18 protein-coding genes are annotated in these 17,515 nt (G+C 67.2%); 6 read left to right on the top strand and 12 right to left on the bottom strand.

What is annotated here, in order from left to right; translation table 11 throughout:
• Window positions 1-4: 4 nt before the first annotated feature.
• The 4 genes from cydD to ACWDSI_RS00075 form a co-directional block, all read right to left on the bottom strand.
• Complete coding sequence (gene cydD, locus ACWDSI_RS00090; RefSeq protein WP_449755682.1) at window positions 5-1,666, bottom strand: thiol reductant ABC exporter subunit CydD; 1,662 nt, start codon at window positions 1,664-1,666, stop codon at window positions 5-7.
• A gap of 101 nt (window positions 1,667-1,767) precedes the next feature.
• Complete coding sequence (gene cydB / locus ACWDSI_RS00085) at window positions 1,768-2,850, bottom strand: cytochrome d ubiquinol oxidase subunit II (RefSeq protein ID WP_449745788.1); 1,083 nt, start codon at window positions 2,848-2,850, stop codon at window positions 1,768-1,770.
• A gap of 11 nt (window positions 2,851-2,861) precedes the next feature.
• Entirely contained in the window at window positions 2,862-4,418 is a 1,557-nt protein-coding gene (locus tag ACWDSI_RS00080; protein WP_449745789.1) for a cytochrome ubiquinol oxidase subunit I, read from the bottom strand.
• 218 nt (window positions 4,419-4,636) lie between these two features.
• The gene (locus ACWDSI_RS00075) at window positions 4,637-5,515 is read right to left on the bottom strand and encodes an aminodeoxychorismate lyase (protein ID WP_449755264.1); all 879 of its coding nucleotides are present in this window, start codon (window positions 5,513-5,515) and stop codon (window positions 4,637-4,639) included.
• A gap of 40 nt (window positions 5,516-5,555) precedes the next feature.
• Here ACWDSI_RS00075 and ygfZ point away from each other — a divergent pair, with 40 nt between their 5' ends.
• The 3 genes from ygfZ to ACWDSI_RS00060 all read left to right on the top strand — a co-directional run bounded on the left by ygfZ (window position 5,556) and on the right by ACWDSI_RS00060 (window position 7,832).
• On the top strand, window positions 5,556-6,749 hold the full coding sequence (ygfZ, locus tag ACWDSI_RS00070; protein WP_449755263.1) for a CAF17-like 4Fe-4S cluster assembly/insertion protein YgfZ: 1,194 nt from the start codon (window positions 5,556-5,558) through the stop codon (window positions 6,747-6,749).
• On the top strand, window positions 6,746-7,396 hold the full coding sequence (locus ACWDSI_RS00065) for an MOSC domain-containing protein (protein WP_449755262.1): 651 nt from the start codon (window positions 6,746-6,748) through the stop codon (window positions 7,394-7,396). The genes ygfZ and ACWDSI_RS00065 overlap by 4 nt, the downstream gene beginning before the upstream one ends.
• Before the next feature lie 259 nt (window positions 7,397-7,655).
• Complete coding sequence (locus ACWDSI_RS00060; RefSeq protein ID WP_449745793.1) at window positions 7,656-7,832, top strand: DUF3073 domain-containing protein; 177 nt, start codon at window positions 7,656-7,658, stop codon at window positions 7,830-7,832.
• Between the two features lie 132 nt (window positions 7,833-7,964).
• Here the strand turns inward: ACWDSI_RS00060 and purM are convergent, their stop codons facing one another.
• From purM to ACWDSI_RS00040, 4 genes are all read right to left on the bottom strand, one after another.
• Window positions 7,965-9,074: a phosphoribosylformylglycinamidine cyclo-ligase gene (gene purM, locus ACWDSI_RS00055; RefSeq protein ID WP_449755261.1), complete on the bottom strand. Its 1,110-nt coding sequence runs from the start codon at window positions 9,072-9,074 to the stop codon at window positions 7,965-7,967.
• Between the two features lie 97 nt (window positions 9,075-9,171).
• On the bottom strand, window positions 9,172-10,755 hold the full coding sequence (purF, locus tag ACWDSI_RS00050) for an amidophosphoribosyltransferase (protein ID WP_449755260.1): 1,584 nt from the start codon (window positions 10,753-10,755) through the stop codon (window positions 9,172-9,174).
• A gap of 165 nt (window positions 10,756-10,920) precedes the next feature.
• A complete protein-coding gene (locus ACWDSI_RS00045) occupies window positions 10,921-11,853 on the bottom strand; it encodes a hypothetical protein (RefSeq protein WP_449755259.1) in 933 nt (310 codons plus the stop codon).
• A 91-nt stretch (window positions 11,854-11,944) separates the two neighbouring features.
• Window positions 11,945-12,352, bottom strand: a complete 408-nt coding sequence (locus ACWDSI_RS00040) for a sterol carrier family protein (protein ID WP_449745938.1) — start codon at window positions 12,350-12,352, stop codon at window positions 11,945-11,947.
• Window positions 12,353-12,377: 25 nt separating this feature from the next.
• On the opposite strand from ACWDSI_RS00040, the gene ACWDSI_RS00035 reads away from it, so the two are divergent.
• Window positions 12,378-13,886, top strand: coding sequence for a glutamate--cysteine ligase (locus tag ACWDSI_RS00035; protein WP_449745797.1), 1,509 nt, complete (start codon window positions 12,378-12,380; stop codon window positions 13,884-13,886).
• A gap of 16 nt (window positions 13,887-13,902) precedes the next feature.
• Here the strand turns inward: ACWDSI_RS00035 and ACWDSI_RS00030 are convergent, their stop codons facing one another.
• From ACWDSI_RS00030 to ACWDSI_RS00020, 3 genes are read right to left on the bottom strand one after another with little or no spacing between them, the layout of a single operon-like run.
• Window positions 13,903-14,334 carry a hypothetical protein gene (locus ACWDSI_RS00030; protein ID WP_449755258.1) on the bottom strand — a complete coding sequence of 144 codons (432 nt, stop codon included), beginning with the start codon at window positions 14,332-14,334 and terminating at the stop codon, window positions 13,903-13,905.
• Window positions 14,318-14,755 carry a hypothetical protein gene (locus ACWDSI_RS00025; protein WP_449755257.1) on the bottom strand — a complete coding sequence of 146 codons (438 nt, stop codon included), beginning with the start codon at window positions 14,753-14,755 and terminating at the stop codon, window positions 14,318-14,320. Before ACWDSI_RS00025 ends, ACWDSI_RS00030 begins: the two co-directional genes overlap by 17 nt.
• Entirely contained in the window at window positions 14,752-15,501 is a 750-nt protein-coding gene (locus ACWDSI_RS00020; RefSeq protein ID WP_449755256.1) for a PaaI family thioesterase, read from the bottom strand. The genes ACWDSI_RS00025 and ACWDSI_RS00020 overlap by 4 nt, the downstream gene beginning before the upstream one ends.
• A 13-nt stretch (window positions 15,502-15,514) precedes the next feature.
• Here ACWDSI_RS00020 and ACWDSI_RS00015 point away from each other — a divergent pair, with 13 nt between their 5' ends.
• Window positions 15,515-16,492 (top strand): helix-turn-helix domain-containing protein, encoded by a 978-nt coding sequence (locus tag ACWDSI_RS00015; RefSeq protein ID WP_449755255.1) that lies wholly within the window; start codon window positions 15,515-15,517, stop codon window positions 16,490-16,492.
• A gap of 3 nt (window positions 16,493-16,495) precedes the next feature.
• Here ACWDSI_RS00015 and ACWDSI_RS00010 read toward each other — a convergent pair whose 3' ends face one another.
• The gene (locus tag ACWDSI_RS00010; protein ID WP_449755254.1) at window positions 16,496-16,825 is read right to left on the bottom strand and encodes a hypothetical protein; all 330 of its coding nucleotides are present in this window, start codon (window positions 16,823-16,825) and stop codon (window positions 16,496-16,498) included.
• 362 nt (window positions 16,826-17,187) lie between these two features.
• Between ACWDSI_RS00010 and ACWDSI_RS00005 the strand changes: the two genes are divergently transcribed.
• A partial coding sequence (locus ACWDSI_RS00005; RefSeq protein WP_449755253.1) for a transposase family protein occupies window positions 17,188-17,515 on the top strand: 328 nt, incomplete at its 3' end.

Below are 17,515 nucleotides of genomic sequence, written 5' to 3'. Positions count from 1 at the left end.
CGGTTCAGCCGACACCGATCACCTCCGGGAACTCGATCACCGCGTCGGCGAAGTCGCGGGCGATGTCGCGGTGGGCCACCACGATCACGGTGTCACCCGCCCGGGCACGGTCAGCGAGAGCGGCCAGCAGCGCCGTCTCCGACCCCGCGTCGAGGTGGGCGGTGGGCTCGTCGAGTAGCAGCAGCGGTGCCGGTGAGGCCAGCACCCGGGTGAGCGCCAATCGCTGACGCTGCCCGGCCGAGAGTCCCACCCCGCCCGCCCCCAGCACGGTCTCGCGCCCATCCGGCAGCGTGGCCAGCACGTCGTCGAAACCCGTTGCGGCAGCGGCACGTCGCAGTGCGTCCTCGCCGAGCACTCCGAACAGCGACAGATTGTCGGCCACGGTGCCGGGCACCACCACCGGCTGCTGCGGCAGCCATGCCACCTGCTCGAAGTAGGCGGTGGGTTCGAGTTCGGTCACCGGGATCGAACCCACGAGCACCGATCCGTCGTCGGGGGTGAGCAGGCCGAGGATCGCGGCCAGCGTGGTCGACTTGCCCGAGCCGTTGGGTCCGGTGAAGACGGTCAGTTCGCCGGGCCGCACCGTCGCGGTGAGCGCATAGGGCGCCCAGCCGTCGCGTCCGTGCACTCCGACGTCGAGGAGGCTGATCGGCTCACCGGCCACCGAACAGGTGCGGGTGCGGCCCGCGGTGGATGCGACCGGTGCGTCACCGGACTCGATGAGATCGAGCACCTGCTCCGAGGCGGTCACCCCGTCGCTGGAGTTGTGGAACTGCACGCCTACCTGCCGTAACGGCAGGTAGGCCTCGGGGGCCAGGATGAGCGCGAGAACGCCTGCGTACAAACTCATCTCGCCGTACACCAGACGCAGACCGATGCCCACCGCGACGAGCGCCACGCACAGCGTCGAGAGCAGCTCGAGCACCCCACCGGACAGGAACGCCACCCGCAGCGCCGACATGGTGCTGCGTTTGTGGGCGGCACCGAGTTCGGCCACCCGCGCGGCGGGCGCCTTGGCGCGGTTGAGTGCGCGCAGCGTGGGCAGGCCGGTGACGAGGTCGAGCAGCTGCGCGGTGAGCCTGCTCATCGTTTCCAGCTTGCGGGTGGTGCGGTCGCGGGTCATCAGCCCGATCAGGATCATGAACAGCGGGATCAGCGGCAGGGTCACCAGGATGATCACCGCCGACGGCCAGTCGGTCAGTCCGATGACCAGCACCACCGTCGGCGTCACCAGCACCGTGACGATGAGCGCGGGCACATACCCGGACAGGTAGGGCCGCAGCGCGTCGAGGCCGCGCAACAGCACCGTGGTGGCATGTTCGCGGCGCCGCAACAGGTCTCGGGGCGGTATACGTTCCGGGTCGGTGAGCACCGCCAGCGCCCGTGCCCGCAGTTCGGCGATCGTCGCCGCCGACGCACGATGCGCGTAGCGGTCGTGCGCGAAGCTCGTGGCCACCCGCACCAGCAGCGCCGCGCCGAGCACCCACAGGTGGGTGGCCTGCGCCGCGACGGAGCGCCGGGACGGGTCGGTGATCAATTCGGAGAGGATCGACGCGGTCATCGCGGCGGCGACGATCACCGCGCCGACCGTGACCGCGGCGAGCAGCGCCGTGACCACCACGTAGATGCGGGTGGTCGGCGAATAACGCAGCAGCCGCGGGTCCAGCGGTGGTCGCCCACGGCGCCGGGCCGGGGCGTCGCCCGGACCTGATCCGGACGCGACGGCGCCGACCGCCCGGTCGGCCCGGTCGGTCGGCGCCGTGTCCGTCACTCCGCGTCGACCTTCAGCGACGACAGGCCGCTCGGGGCGGGGATGTCATCGACGCTGATGCGCTTGCGGAACACCCAGTAGCTCCACGCCTGATAGCAGATCACCACCGGCGTGACGAGCACCGCGGCCCAGGTCATCACCGTGAGCGTGTAGTGGCTCGACGACGTGTTGTCGATGGTGAGGTTGTAGGCGGGGTTGGTGCTCGACGGCAGCACGTTCGGGTACAGCACCGCGAACAGCGTCGCGACGGTGCCGGCGATGGCGATCGACGTGCACAGGAACGCGATACCCTCGCGGCCCACCTGGGTGGCGGCCGCCATTCCCACGGCGGCCACTGCGGCGATCAGCACCGGAATCCAGGTCCATCCGTTGCCGTAGGCGAATTGCGTCCACAGCAGGAACGCCGCGGCCACCACCAGGGTCGGAATCGCCAGACGCTTGGCGTAGACCATCGCGTCCTGCTGCAGCACCCCACCGGTCTTGAGCGCGAGGAACACCGCACCATGGGTGAGGAAGACCAGCAGCGTGGTCAGCCCGCCGAGTAGCGCGTAGGGGTTCAGCAGGTTGAAGAAGCCGCCCGTGTACTGCGCATTGGCGTCGATGGGGATGCCGCGGATCACGTTGGCGAACGCCACACCCCACAGGATCGCGGGAATCCACGACCCCAGTCCGATGCCGATGTCACACCAGGTGCGCCATTTCGGGTCGTTGATCTTGCCGCGCCACTCGATCGACACGACACGGGTGATCAGTCCGACCAGGATCAGGAACAGCGGCAGGTAGAACGCGGTGAACATCGTGGCGTACCACCCGCCGAACGCGGCGAACAACGCACCGCCGGCGGTGAGCAGCCACACCTCGTTGCCGTCCCACACCGGGCCGATCGTGTTGAGCAGCACGCGACGTCGCTTGTCGGGGTCGGCGGCGTCCTCGTGCTTGCCCACCTTCTCGTCGCCGCCGGTGTGGCTCGACCCGAGGAACGGCATCAGCATGCCCACCCCGAAGTCGAATCCCTCGAGCACGAAGTACCCGACGAAGAGAACCGCGATGATCAGAAACCAGAATTCTTGAAGTCCCATCGGTCCACTCCTCAGTAAGCGAACGAAAGTTGCTTGGGCTCATCGGAATCCGTCGGCTCCGATGGGGGTGTTGCGTCGTAGGCGCTCGGCCCCTCGATCACGTAGCGGCGCTGCAGCAGGAACCAGACGACGCCGAGTGCGCCGTAGAGCACGGTGAAGCCGATCAGGGTCACCCACACCACCGGGGCGGTGTGATTGGAGACGCCGTCCTGCACCAGCATGTGAATCCGGAGCGGATCGAGGTTGTCCTGCCAGTTGGGTGCCACCACCCACGGCTGGCGGCCCATCTCGGTGAAGATCCAGCCCGACGAGTTCGCCAGGAACGGCGTCGGGATCATCCACAGCGCGAAGGTGCCGAAGCGCCTCGATTCCACCACCTTCTTCTTCCGGGTCAGCCACAGCCCGCCGAGGGCGACGATCACCGAACCCAGCGCCCAGGTGATCATGGCGCGGAAGCCCCAGTAGGTCACGAACAGGTTGGGCGCGAAGTTCTGGTTCGGCATGTTCAGCGCTTCCTGGTACTGCTGTTGCAGTTGGTTGACGCCTTGCAGCGTCTCACCGAAGCGGTGGGTGGCCAGGAACGACAGCATGCCGGGAACCTCGACCACGTGATCGATGTTCTCGCAGTTGTTCTGCCGGCCGACCGACAATATCGAGAAGCCCGGATTGTCCGCGGTGTTGCACAGCGATTCCGCGGCGGCCATCTTCATCGGCTGCTGCTTGAACATGATCTGGGCCTGCAGGTCGCCGGTGATGATCACCGCGATACCCGCGACGATGGTCACCCAGAGTGCGAACCGGGTCACCGGGCGCCACAACTGGCGGGCGTCGCGTTCGAGATCTTCGGGCGTGGCGTCGATGTGACTCGGCGAGCTGGTCTTGGGCATGCCCGAGGCGTCACCGGTCTCGATGGCCTCCCGCAGCTTCTTGGCGCGATACATGTTGCGTGCCATCCACCAGCATCCGATCGCGGCGACAAACGTGCCCGCGGTGAGGAAGGCACCCGCCACGACGTGTGGGAAGGCGGCCAGGGTGGTGTTGTTGGTGATCACGGCCCAGAAGTTGTTCATCGCCGGGCGGTTGCGGGTGTCGTCCCAGGCGACACCGACCGGATGCTGCATGAACGAGTTCGCCGCGATGATGAAATACGCCGACGCGTTCACGCCGATCGCAGCCAGCCAGATGGTGGCCAGGTGCACGCGTCGTGGCAGGCGGTCCCAACCGAAGATCCACAGCCCGATGAAGGTCGATTCGAGGAAGAATGCGATGAGACCCTCGAGGGCAAGCGGAGCGCCGAACACGTCGGCGACGAAACGGCTGTATTCGCTCCAGTTCATGCCGAACTGGAACTCCTGCACGATGCCGGTGGCGACACCGAGCGCGAAGTTGATGAGGAACAGCTTCCCGAAGAACTTGGTGGCCCGCAGCCACTGCTCGTTGCCGGTGACATGCCACACCGACTGCATCACCGCGATCATCGGGGCGAGCCCGATCGTCAGCGGAACCAATATGAAGTGGTAGACGGTGGTGATACCGAACTGCCACCGGGAGACATCCAGTGCGTTCATCGCGCCTCGAATCGCGTAGCCGCGACTCCGGGCTGGGAGCCGCGTACCAGTACGGAAGGTCACCACGCCGTACTACGTGACGTCGTAACCGCTACCGGGGACGCTACGCGCGGCCGTTGCTCTAGGACAAGCGACCTTGGTCCCGCCACCGGCGGTGCCACTGTGGGCTGCATCTCACGTCGTTCGGGAAGTTCGCATAACGAAATCCCCGGACCAGCCTATTCTGAATCACCGCAAATCGCCCGGTCGACGAGATCGGCAAATTCGTCAGCATGTTGTGGGACCGGCGTCACGTATCTGTTGAGCGCGGTGACCCGAGCCGCCAGGGTGACGCTGCTGACCAGCCAGAACGAGTCGGCCGCGATCAGGTCGGCGGGACGGAGCACCCGTGTCCGGGTTTGCCACCCCTCTTTCTCGGCGAGTGCGAAGGTGGCCCGCTGCGTGGTGCCTGGCAGGATGCCGATCTCCGTCGGAGGCGTCACCAGTGTCTTGTCGAAGACGGCGATCACCGTCGAGCGTGGCCCCTCGAGTACCGCACCCTCGCTGCTGAGGTAGATGACGTCGTCGAATCCCTCGGCGGCGGCATGCCGCAGGGCGGCCATGTTGGTTGCGTAACTCAGGGTCTTGGCACCCAGGAGCTGCCACGGCGCGGCGGCCGCGAGGTCGATCGAGTACCCACGGTCGAGGGTCACCACCGAAACACCGTCGGCGCGGGCGGACGCAACCCGGTCGGACACCGGCGACACGGTGAGATAGCCGGTCGGTACCGCGTTGGCTCCCGCGCTCTCCCGGCCGCGCGAACACACCAGCCGGAGCGCGGCCTCGGCGCCGTGCGGCGCGGAGGCGGTCCATTGTTTGGCCGCGATCTCGATCGCCGCACGCCACCGGTCGGGATCGGGCTCGGGCAGGTCGAGCATGGCGGCGCTGCGGGTTAGACGCTCGAGGTGGTATTCGACGCAGCGCGCGCGGCCACCGCGCACCAGCAGCGTCTCGAAGATCCCGTCGCCGCGCACCGCGGCCAGGTCGTCGGCGAACAGCAGCGGCGCGTCCGGGTCGAGGACGTCGCCGTCGAGGGTCACCACAATCGAGTCCGACATGCCGACGAGGCTATCGGAGTCGGGTGCGTAGAATCGGACCGTGGCCGCATCACCCATTCTGACCAGCCATTCCGGCGCGGGCGCGGTGCCCGACACCCGCACGGCGGCCCGCACCACGGTCGCCTGGCACTACGGCGATCCGCTCGGCGAACAACGCGCGGCCACCACGGGCGCCGTGATCATCGACCGCTCCGACCGTGCCGTCATCGAGGTCCCCGGACGCGACCGCCTCTCCTGGCTGCACACCATCTGCAGTCAGCACGTCAGTGAACTGCCGGACCGCACCGGCGCCGAAAGCCTGTCACTCGACGCGAACGGCCGCGTCGAGGAACACTTCGTGCTCACCGACGTCGACGAGGTCACCTGGATCGACACCCACGGCGAACGAGGTGAGACGCTCCTCGACTTCCTCACCAAGATGGTGTTCTGGTCCGACGTGTCGCCGGCCGCGCGTCACGACATGGCGGTGCTCACCCTGATCGGGCCCGACGTGGTGCGTGGACCGATCGCCGAACTCATCGAACTCGACCCGAACGCGCTGCCGTACACCGCCGGGGATCTGCCCGAATCCCATCACGAGGACGAGCCGCTCGGGTTCTGGCGGATGATGCCGCCGCTGCCGCAGGGTCCGCACGGCGGGGACCCGCTGCCGGTGGTCGACCTCGTGGTCCCCGACTTCCTGCTGACGAGTTGGTGGGATGCACTGCATGAAGCGGGCGCCCAGCCCGCCGGGACGTGGGCGTTCGATGCGCTGCGGGTCGCCGCACTGCGCCCGCGGCTCGGCATCGACACCGACGAACGCACCATCCCGCACGAGGTCTATTGGATCGGCGGACCCGACGTCTTCGGTGCCGTACACCTCGACAAGGGGTGCTATCGCGGCCAGGAGACCGTCGCCCGGGTCCACAACCTGGGCAAAGCGCCGCGTCGGCTGGTGCTGCTGCACCTCGACGGCAGCGCCGACGACCGCCCCACGCCGGGGGATCCGGTCGTCGCGGGCGGACGCACCGTCGGCCGCGTCGGCACCGTTGTCGACCATTTCGACCTCGGCCCCATCGCACTCGCACTCGTCAAACGCGGGATCGGCGCCGACGTCGACCTGCTGGTCGGCAGCCCCAACCCGATCGCCGCGCGCATCGATCCCGACTCGGTACGAGACGACGACCGGGTGCAGGCCGGCCGGGCCGCGATCGACCGCCTCCGCAACCCCGACGAGCCGAGCCGCACCGTATGACCGGCGCACAGACAGGCCGCGTACTCGCCGTCTGCGCCACCGAACACGACGTCGACCTGGGCGGACGGGTCGGCATCAGCGCCATCGACAAACGGGCGCACGACGGGCGCGTGCCGGTGGGGCCGGAGGGATTGAGCACCGATCACGTCTGCGACACCAAACACCACGGCGGCCTCGACCAGGCCGTCTACGCCTACGACGACGCCGAGGCGCGGCGCTGGGCCGAAGAACTCGGCCGGGACCTGCCCTACGGATGGTTCGGCGAGAACCTGCGCGTCAGCGGACTGCCGGTGACCGACGCCCTGGTGGGCGAACGCTGGGAGATCGGCGACGACGGGCTGGTGGTGGAGACCACGATCCCCCGCATCCCGTGCACCACGTTCGCCGCATGGGCCGGGGAACCCCGGTGGATCAAACGGTTCATGGACCGCGCCGACGTCGGCGCCTATCTGCGGGTTCTGCACAGCGGCACGGTGGGCGCCGGCGACACCATCCGGGTGATGCACCGGCCCGAGCACGGGGTCCGGGTGCGTCACCTCATCACCGGGACCGACGCCGACGCGCTGCAACTGCTTCTCGCCGGCACCGATCTCGCCCCCAAGGTGCGCCGCGAGGCATCCAAGAAGCTACGCACCGCTCAGCGGTGAACCTCGCTCCCGGCGCTGTACTCAATTCCGCCCGCTCGCTTCGCTCCCGGCGCGGCGCGGTACTCAATTCCGCCCGCTCGCTTCGCTCCCGGCGCGGTACTCGATTCCGCCCGCTCGCTTCGCTCCCGGCGCGGCGCGAGCAGCGCAATCCACAGAATTTGGAAGAGCGCGCTAAACTGGTCCCCACGACAGATTCACTACCTAGAGAACGGGGCCGCCACTCGATTGGCCGCCCCGTCATTGTGCGAGGGGGTCCCATATGGGCCGCGGCCGGGCGAAAGCAAAGCAGACGAAAGTTGCTCGTCAACTCAAGTACTCCACTCCCCATACCGACTTCGACAGCCTCCAGCGCGAGCTGTCCGGAGTAGACGATTCGGCTGACCGCCCGGATCCGGCGGACGAGTGGACCGATGACGAGGAGTGGCGACGCGCCTGACGCGCGCGTCCACGTCTCTGCGGTGACTCGCACACCATTCCAGGTGTCGACACTCACACGAGCAGTCTGATTCTTGCTCGATGGTGGCCATGCCCCCCGGTGCTCCCGGGCAGCATGGCCACCATCGGTCGCTCAGAAGCGCGGATGTTCTCCGGTGAGAGTCACGCGCGGCAAGCTGTGATTCTTGGGTTCCGGTGAGCGTTTGACGGTTCCCAGCACCCAGTTGTCAACGTGGCGGGCGGTGAGCACGGCCTGTGTGCGGTCGGTGTCCTCGGGTGCCACCACCGCCACCATGCCGACACCCATGTTGAAGGTGCGTTCCATCTCCGCCTGCGGCACACGACCCCGCTGCGCGATCATCGCGAAGATCGGCGCGGGCGTCCACGTGTTGCGTTCGAGTTCGGCCACCAGCCCGTCCGGGATCACCCGGGCCAGGTTCTCCGCCAACCCACCGCCGGTGACGTGGGCGAAGGTGCGCACATCGGCCTCGGCGGCCAGCGCCAGACAGTCCCGCGCGTAGATCCGCGTCGGCTCGAGCAGTTCCTCACCGAGGGTGCGGCCGAACTCCTCCACATGGCCGGACAGGTCCATGTGACCCCACTCGAGGAGCACCTTGCGCGCCAGCGAATACCCGTTGGAGTGCAGACCCGACGATCCCATCGCGACGACGACGTCACCGGCACGGACCTTCTCCGGTGAGAGCACCCGATCGGCTTCCACCACGCCCACCGCGGTCGCGGACAGATCGTAGTGATCTGCCTGCATGAGGCCGGGATGCTCGGCCGTCTCTCCGCCGAGCAGCGCGCATCCGGCAGCCACGCAGCCGTCGGCGATCCCGGACACGATCTCCGCGACAACCTCGGGAATCACCTTGCCGATGGCGATGTAGTCCTGCAGGAACAGCGGTTCGGCGCCGCACACCACGAGGTCGTCGACGCACATCGCGACCAGATCCTGTCCGACGGTGTCATGCTTTCCCATCGCCTGCGCGACAGCGAGTTTCGTACCCACACCGTCGCTGGCCGCAGCCAGGAGGGGTTCACGATAGTTGCCCTTGAGCGCGAACAGCCCGGAGAATCCGCCGAGCCCGCCCATCACCTCCGGGCGAGATGCCCGCTTGGCGTGTGGGGCGAACAGTTCCACCGCGCGTTCACCGGCGTCGATGTCGACTCCCGCGGCCGCGTATGAGGCCCCACCAGGCGTGGAGTCACGATCGTCGGCAGCCGAATCCTGCTCGGGCATCTGGCGGTGCACCCTTCGTCACATTCTGGGCGGGCGCGGTCCGGCCAGGACCCCGACCCATGGTCGGATCACACGCTACCGGAGACGTCCGGCGACGCTAGGGCCGCATCACCGGGCTCACATTGTCGTTGGGCACGGTCAGCGGGTCCACTCCCGTGCTCACCGCGGTGTTGGCCAGCATCTGCTCGAGCACCGCCTTGCCCATCGACGTCTCCTCGGGGAGCTCGATCGGGTAATCGCCGTCGAAGCAGGCCGCGCACAGCGCCGACGCGGGCTGCTCGGTGGCCGCCACCATCTCGTCGATGCTGATGTACCCGAGCGAGTCGGCACCGATCGCTTGGCGCACACCCTCCACCATGTGTTCCTCGGAATCCATGCCGTTGGCGATGAGTTCGGCGGGTGAGGCGAAGTCGATGCCGTAGAAACACGGCCAGCGCACCGGGCTCGACGCGATGCGCACATGGATCTCGGCGGCACCGGCCTCGCGCAGCATCCGGATCAGGGCGCGCTGGGTGTTACCGCGCACGATCGAGTCGTCAACCACCACCAGGCGCTTGCCCCGGATCACCTCTTTGAGCGGATTGAGCTTGAGGCGGATACCGAGCTGACGGATCGTCTGCGACGGCTGGATGAACGTGCGACCGACGTACGCGTTCTTCATCAGGCCCTGGCCGTAGGGAATGCCGGACTCCTGGGCGAAGCCCACGGCCGCGGGCGTACCCGACTCGGGCACCGGGATCACCAGATCGCCCTCCGCGGGATGTTCGCGCGCCAGCCGCCGCCCGATTTCCACCCGGGTCGAGTGCACCGACCGCCCATGGATCACGCTGTCGGGCCGGGCCAGATAGACGTACTCGAACACACAACCGCGGGGGGTGGCCTCGGCGAAACGCTTGCTGCGCACACCGTCGGCGTCGATGGCCAGCAACTCGCCGGGCTCGATGTCGCGCACAAAAGAGGCACCGACGATGTCGAGGGCGGCGGTCTCCGAGGCGACCACCCAACCGCGGTCGAGGCGACCCAGCGACAGCGGGCGCACCCCGTGCGGGTCGCGGGCCGCGTACAGGGTGTGCTCGTCCATGAAGGTCAGACAGAACGCACCGCGCAACGTGGGCAGCAGTTCCATCGCGGCCTGTTCGATAGTGGAATCGGCGGCTCCGTGGGCCAGCAGCGCACCCACCAGATCGGAGTCGGAGGTGGCCGCGGTGCTCTGCACCCCGAGTTCGCGTGCCCGGCTCGCCAGATCCGCGGTGTTCACCAGATTGCCGTTGTGCCCCAACGCAACCCCGGTGCCTGCAGCGGTGGTACGGAAGATCGGCTGGGAGTTCTCCCAAGTGGTGGATCCGGTGGTGGAGTAACGGCAGTGGCCGATCGCCACGTGGCCCACCATGGCGCCGAGGGTCTGCTCGTCGAACACCTGGCTGACGAGTCCGAGATCCTTGAAGACGAGGACCTGCGAACCGTCGCCGACGGCGATACCCGCCGCCTCCTGACCGCGGTGCTGCAGGGCGTAGAGACCGTAGTAGCTCAGTTTCGCGACGTCCTCGCCGGGCGCCCAGACGCCGAAGACGCCGCACTCCTCGCGGGGTTCGTTCTCGGGTTCATCGATCGCCGGCGCTCCCGGGCAGCCGCTCTGGGTAGGGGCCAACAGATTGCGACTGGTGATCGACAGATCGGTCATTCGGCAAGCTCCCTGGAGACTGGGCGGGTCAACGCATCGGCGGCCTACGGCAACGCCCTTGAGTTTACGTGCCGGTAGCTTCTGATTTCCATTCGTGCAGCGGCGCGGCGTCCGCGGATATTCCGGGCTGTGACCCGTGCCACCCGCAGGCGTGCCGGCGCCCGCTCACCACCCTTGATCCGGTCGGCGCGGATACCCCGCGGGCGGCTGACCGTAGGCGGGCGACCAGCCGTACTGCGGCTGCTGCGGTGCCTGCCCGAACTGCGGTGCCTGCCCGAACTTCGGTGCCTGCCCGAACTGCTGGGGTGCCTGCCCGTACTGCGGTGCCTGCCCGAACTGCGGTGCCTGCCCGAACTGCTGGGTCGCGACAGCCGGAGCGTGGGCCCGCCGGTCGTGAACGACGATGCCGAGCCCGGATTCGGCAACGGCGGCGCGAAGCCGCTCCATGTCCAGGCGCGAGTCGGGTATCACCACGCGCATCGGTAGGTCGGTCAGGGTCTCGCCGGCACGGACCGGCATCGACGGCAGGGTCGCACCGGGCCGGGGTGCAACGCCCACCTCCACCGTTCCGGGTGTACTGCCCGACACCACCACCACGCCGGCCACCTGCGGCCACACCGCAGTGGTCCCGCGTAACCGAATGGCGTGCGCGCCCGCCATGAGCAGCGTCGCCTTGGCCCCGTGCACACGGATGATCACGAGCACTCCGAAGATCAGCACTCCACGCAGCACCGTGCCCAGGGGCCGGGACGCTGCGGCGTCGCTCGCCTGCAAGGCTGCGATGATTCCGCCGAACACCACCGCGAAACCGAGTAACGCGCCAGTCAGAATCAGCGGCGAATAGGCGACGGTGACCCGGTAGCGGGACTTGGCGAACTGTGTGCGCGCCACGACGATTCCCCCTGCACTGATCGAACCGAGGATCAGCAACGCGATCCACGCGGGCACCGCCGCCGGGTCGTCGATCACAAAGCCCGCGGCGATCACCGCCGCCAGGCCGAAGAACATACCGACGAACAAGCCCAGCCTCGCCAGGCCGTCGGATCGACTTGCCCGGCGGAGGTTGTCCTGCCGCGACTGCCCGTGCTGATACGTCATCGCAAGCCCGTTCCCCCTGTGGTTGTGCTATCGGATCGCCGACTGGCCGTCCTGACGAGTGCCCACACTGACACGTGTCCGGTGCGTCGTCCTACCGGGGGTCATTCAACGGTCCGACCCGCACGATGGGCAACGCCGAGGCGATCTCGCCCGCACGCTGACCAGACGCGCTGACCGAGCCGTGTGCGACGGCCTCGTCGAACTCGCGCAACCCGGTGGCGATCAGCAGCCAGTCACGCGGCGACGCCTCCACCACATTCGGTGGCGTACCCCGGGTGTGCCGCGGGCCTTCGATGCACTGCACCGCGACGAAGGGCGGCACCCGCACCTCGACCGCGTTGCCCGGCGCCAGATCCTCCAACGTGCGCGCGGTCAGGCGCACCGCCGCCGCGAGCGCCGGCCGCGGGGGGACCGGCAACGAGTCGTCGCGCAACCACGGCGCCACATCGAGCACCGCGGCACGAACCTCCGCGGGATCGATGGGTTTACGCGCCGGCATGCTCGCCATCATGCACCATGGATTCATGGGAGCCGAAGTGGCAGAGCAGCAGTTCACCGGCGCCGACCGGGTCCGATTCCGGCGGCAGGTGTCCCGAGGCACCGAGGCCATCGCGCGGATGCTGGCCGACGGCCTGTTCACCGATCACGGCCGACCCCCCGAACCGTTGTTGGGGATGGAGGTCGAACTCAACCTCATCGACGCCGCGATGAACCCGGCCATGGCCAACGCGACGGTCCTCGATGCCATCGCCGATCCCGACTACCAGACCGAACTCGGCCAATTCAACATCGAGATCAACGTCTCCCCAAGGCCTTTCGTCACCGACGACACCATCTCGCTGGAGCAGGCGTTGCGCACATCACTCAATCGCGCCGAGAAACGCGCCGCGCAGACCGACAACCACCTGGTGATGATCGGGATGCTCCCCACACTGCGGACCGAACACTTTGCGCACCAATGGATCTCGACAAACCCGCGGTACGACCTGCTCAATCAGCAGATCTTCGCCGCCCGCGGCGAGGACATCGAGCTCGACATCACCGGGGTGCCACTCGGCGACGACCACGGCACCGAACGACTGCACACGTCAACCGATTCGATCCTGCCCGAGGCCGCCTGTACCTCGCTGCAATTGCATCTGCGGGTGGCGCCCGAAGACTTCGCGGCACACTGGAATGCCGCACAGGCGATCGCCGGGTTACAGGTGGCCATCGCGGGCAACTCCCCCTTCCTGGCCGGCACCGCGCTGTGGCACGAAAGTCGCATCCCGGTGTTCGAACAGGCCACCGATACCCGGCCATTGGAGTTGAAGAATCAGGGGGTGCGGCCCCGGGTGTGGTTCGGCGAACGGTGGATCAACACGATCTTCGATCTCTTCGAGGAGAACACCCGGTACTTTCCGGCGCTGCTGCCGGTGTCGACCGACGACGATCCCCTCGCCCAACTCGACGCGGGCGAGATCCCCACCCTGGACGAACTGCGGCTGCACAACGGCACGGTGTACCGGTGGAATCGACCCGTCTACGACGTCGTCGACGGCCACGCACACTTGCGCGTGGAGAACCGGGTGTTGCCCGCGGGACCCACCGTCGTCGACACGATGGCCAACGCGGCCTTCTACTACGGCGCGGTGCGCGGCCTCGTCGAATCCGACCTGCCGTTGTGGTCGCAGATGTCGTTCAACGCCGCCGCCGAGAATCTGCACTCGGGCGCACGGGCGGGCTTCGAGAGTCAGCTCTACTGGCCCGACGTCGGCTGGGTACGCCCCGACGAACTCACGCTGCGCCGACTGTTGCCGTTGGCCGACAAGGGTTTACGGTCCTACGGCGTCTCCGACAGAGCGCGGGCGCGGTACATGTCGGTGATCGAGGGCCGGTGCCTGACACGACAGAGCGGGTCGGTGTGGCAGCGTCGCTCCGTACTGGCGCGCGAGAAGGCCGGCGAGTCACGCCCAGATGCACTGCGCGGCATGCTGTCCGACTACGTGGCGCTGATGCACGAGGGCGAGCCCGTCCATAGCTGGGAGGTCTGATCGGCGGCATCGCGCTTCAGATGGCTTGGTCAATGAGGAATTCGGCGGTGCCCTGAGCGTAGACCGAGTCGCCGCCGTAGAGTGTCGTCGCCGAGGTGACGCGCAGACCAAGGCGCTGCGTCTGCCACGCAACGTAGTCCAACCGCACCCCGGCCGGTACGGGTTGGAGGAACTCAACCTGCATGCCCACCACGGTCGCCGTCAGGCCTTCGGCGGACAACGGTGTGCGGAGCGTTTCGAGCAGCAAGTCGCAGACGACGCCATCTCGCGCCGGCGACTCAGCTTCGGCGACATCGCATTCCACGTGAGCAGTACCGTAGTAGCGCCCTGCGGCAACGCCGGTCGGCGTAGTGTGGAAGGCCGCCGAGGTGGTCTCCGAGGTCGTACCATTCACCGGCGGTTCGGGCGGGGACGATTCCAGTTCTTCGATCTCACCGAGACACGACATCTGGCTCCGCAACGTCGTCGATGCAAAACGATCCCTGACAATGTGCCAAGATCCGCGGTCCCATGTGCATGGTGGCAATCGCAGAGATCTCGCGGCCCGCTCGGTGTGTTATCCACGTGCGCAGCGCAATTCGTTCGAGCACGGGCACCGGGGCAAAATAGTCAATCGCCAGCCGAGTTTCACGGGCGTCGAGGTGACGCGGCAGCACCGCACCCTGTACCAGTTCGGTCAGGAGCGCCGCGACCGCCGTGGCGTTCGTCCATCCCGGTCGGCCTTCGTGTTGCCGACTGAACGCCACCGTGCCGTAGAGGCGATCGTGGATACGCTCCATCGCAATGCCGTTCGGGATTCGGTAGTCGATCGCGGCGGGTGTCGTGATCGGTTCCCGGACACCCATCTGCCGTTCGGCAGTAACCGTCATTCGTTGCCTCCGTGGCCGTAGAAGACCCCGTGGCCCTGCGCGACGACCCTCTGCCGCGCGCTCACCACAGCGGCGGCGTACACGCGACGCTCGTCGCAGTGCGTGATCCAGGTGGTCAGGCTCAACGACTCACCTCGGGCGACGGGCGCCATGAAGTCGACCTCGAGACGCAGCGCGGCCGTCGGAATCGCCACCGCCGACGCGGCCGCACCCAGCAAGTCGTCGATCAACACCGAGATGGCCGCGCTCGAGGCAGGGACATCCGGAGCCGCTTGTGCGACGCCGAGTGACACGGTCCCGTGCAAGCGGCCCGCGACCTCGTGCAGCGCTATACCTCCCGCTGTCCAGAAACCCTGGCGTCGGGCTTCGGGTAGGGGGATCTCGTCGTCGCGGGCATCACCTATCGACTCCGTTTCCGGTTCGGCTGACTCACCGACCGCAGGAAGCGATTGTTCCCGTTCCGAGACCGTTTTATCGGATGAATCGACTTCCAACGCCTCGACGGTTTCGTTTCTCGTGCGACCATCACTGTCGCAGGAATCTTCAGACGTGGGCGAATCACCGAGAGTACTCACGGCATTCACACCTTCACTGCTGATCAGTGGCATTCTCTGCGCCTCGGTTATCGCGGACTTCTGGCGTACGGGCATCGTCAGAGTGTAGTCTTCGTCCGCGATCGTGTATCCGACATCGGACGCCACTACAGCGGCCATCCATGCCAGCAACACCATGGACCACGACAGCACGAGGGTGATCGAATTGGGTTCAGGACAGCGGGTAATCAGCTATCGATTCCGGTCACGCAGCGCATGGGCCAACGGCGTCAGTCTCGCCGGTGAGGCCGATCTACGCGCGGCATCGGTCCCCTTCGATCTCACCAGTGAGTCCGATGACTTCGAGGCCACGGTCTGGACCAACTACACGGGCCTGGTCCTCTACTCGCACTGGGTCGGCACGGCCGTATCGTCCGCTCGGCGCGCCGAGCACCTCAACGACATCTTCGGACCGCAGATTCGACTCACCTTCCCGCTGTCCGGGAGCGGGCTCGAGATGCGCCAGGGCCCCGACATCTGCCGGGTGCGGGCGGGCGAGGCGGCTGCGATCCGGTTCGACGAACCCTTCACCTCACGCCCACTGCATCCCGACCGCCACTTCGACATCGTGGAGGTGTTCATACCCCGACGTCACCTGCATGTATGCGGCGTTGACCCCGCCGCCATCAGTGGACACAGCTGGCCGTTGTCCGAGCTGTCACAAGCCTGCGTTCGATTCCTCACCGAGGCCCTGCACCACTGCGCGGACCTGCCTGCGACGCAGGCTGCCTGGGTTGACGGAGCGGCGATTCGGAGCGCGATGCTGATCATCAACGACGGCCTGCCCCCGCGCGACGCATCCGAAACGGCCGACCAGGAGCTGCGACGCGCGGTATTGATGGTGGTCGAGGCACAGTCGACCAACCCGAGGCTCTCGCCGGAATGGATTGCGACAACCTTGCATGTCAGCACACGCAGCGTATTTCGGGCGTTCGAAGGCACCGGCACATCGGTGGCCAACCTGATCCGCGAGTATCGCCTGCACGGCGTGGCCCGTGAGCTCGAGCGAGGCGATAGCGACGTCACCATCGCGACGATCGCCCGAGAGTTCGGATTCGGCGGCCCTGATCAGCTCACGCGAGCGTTCCGTCGACAGTTCGGTACCAACCCCACCGAATATCGCAGACGCCGACGTGATCGGTGATCACTACGACAACGTGATGACGAAGTCGCCGGTGGCCTGTGCATAGACGCAGCTGTCGCTGTAGAGCGTCACCGCCGCGGACACCTGCAGGCCGAGACGCTGGGTACGCCAAGCGGCATAGGTCAGCACCACCCCGAGCGGGACCGGCAGCAGATACTCGATCTGCAGGCCCGATACCGTCACCTCCAACCCTTCGGCCGACAGCGGCTTGGTCAGCGTGTCGAGCAACAGGTCCGCGACCACCCCGCCTCGTGCAACGGTGTCGCCGTCGTCCGCGTCGCACTGCATCACCACACTGCCGTAATGCCGACCCGCGGCCACCCCGATAGGCATACGACGAAATCGCGCACCGATTGCCGAGACTTGACAAGTCAATCCGCGCTCCTCAACTACTCAATTCGACTTCGGCCAGTCTAAAAGCGGTCCGTGATCGCAGCAGATCAAAAGTGCTGCGAAGAGACGATCGATGACGCCAATCGAGCGACGAGGTGCGCCACGCGGGGTCGGCAATACGTGGACCGACGACTGGTCGGCGCGCAACAATCCGGCTCTTCCGGATTGACGGTGCGTGAAACAGGTTCTACTGACCCCAAGATGTAGGTCGGATTTGCGGTGTGAGCCTGCGTGATGTGGGCGGGTCCTGTGGTGTGAGGATGAAAGCTCCTACACAACCACCGCTCACACCAACAGGACCCATGACGCAGCGTAGCGCTATTGCCGACACGATTTGCCGCACCATCGAGCTCGGTGTGACGATCACCGATGCCGCCATCGACGGCGAGGACCGCACCCACCTGTTCTGCCAGCTCCTGGACCCAAAGAACACCTGCCCGACGTGCGGGCAGGCGGGCCGGCTGCGTGATCATGTCGACCGCGAGGTCGCTGATCTGCCGATCGTGGGGCACCCGACCCGGCTGCACCTGACGGTGCCGCGCTACACGTGCGCCACCAGCGACTGCTCGACGTCGATCTTCCGTGCCGACCTCAGCGCGATCGTGGCCCCGCGAGCGCAGGTCACCTGCC

This window comes from Gordonia sp. NPDC003429 (genome assembly GCF_053588575.1).
Note: the sequence above shows the minus strand (reverse complement) of the source record. Positions and strands in the feature narration are given on the sequence as shown.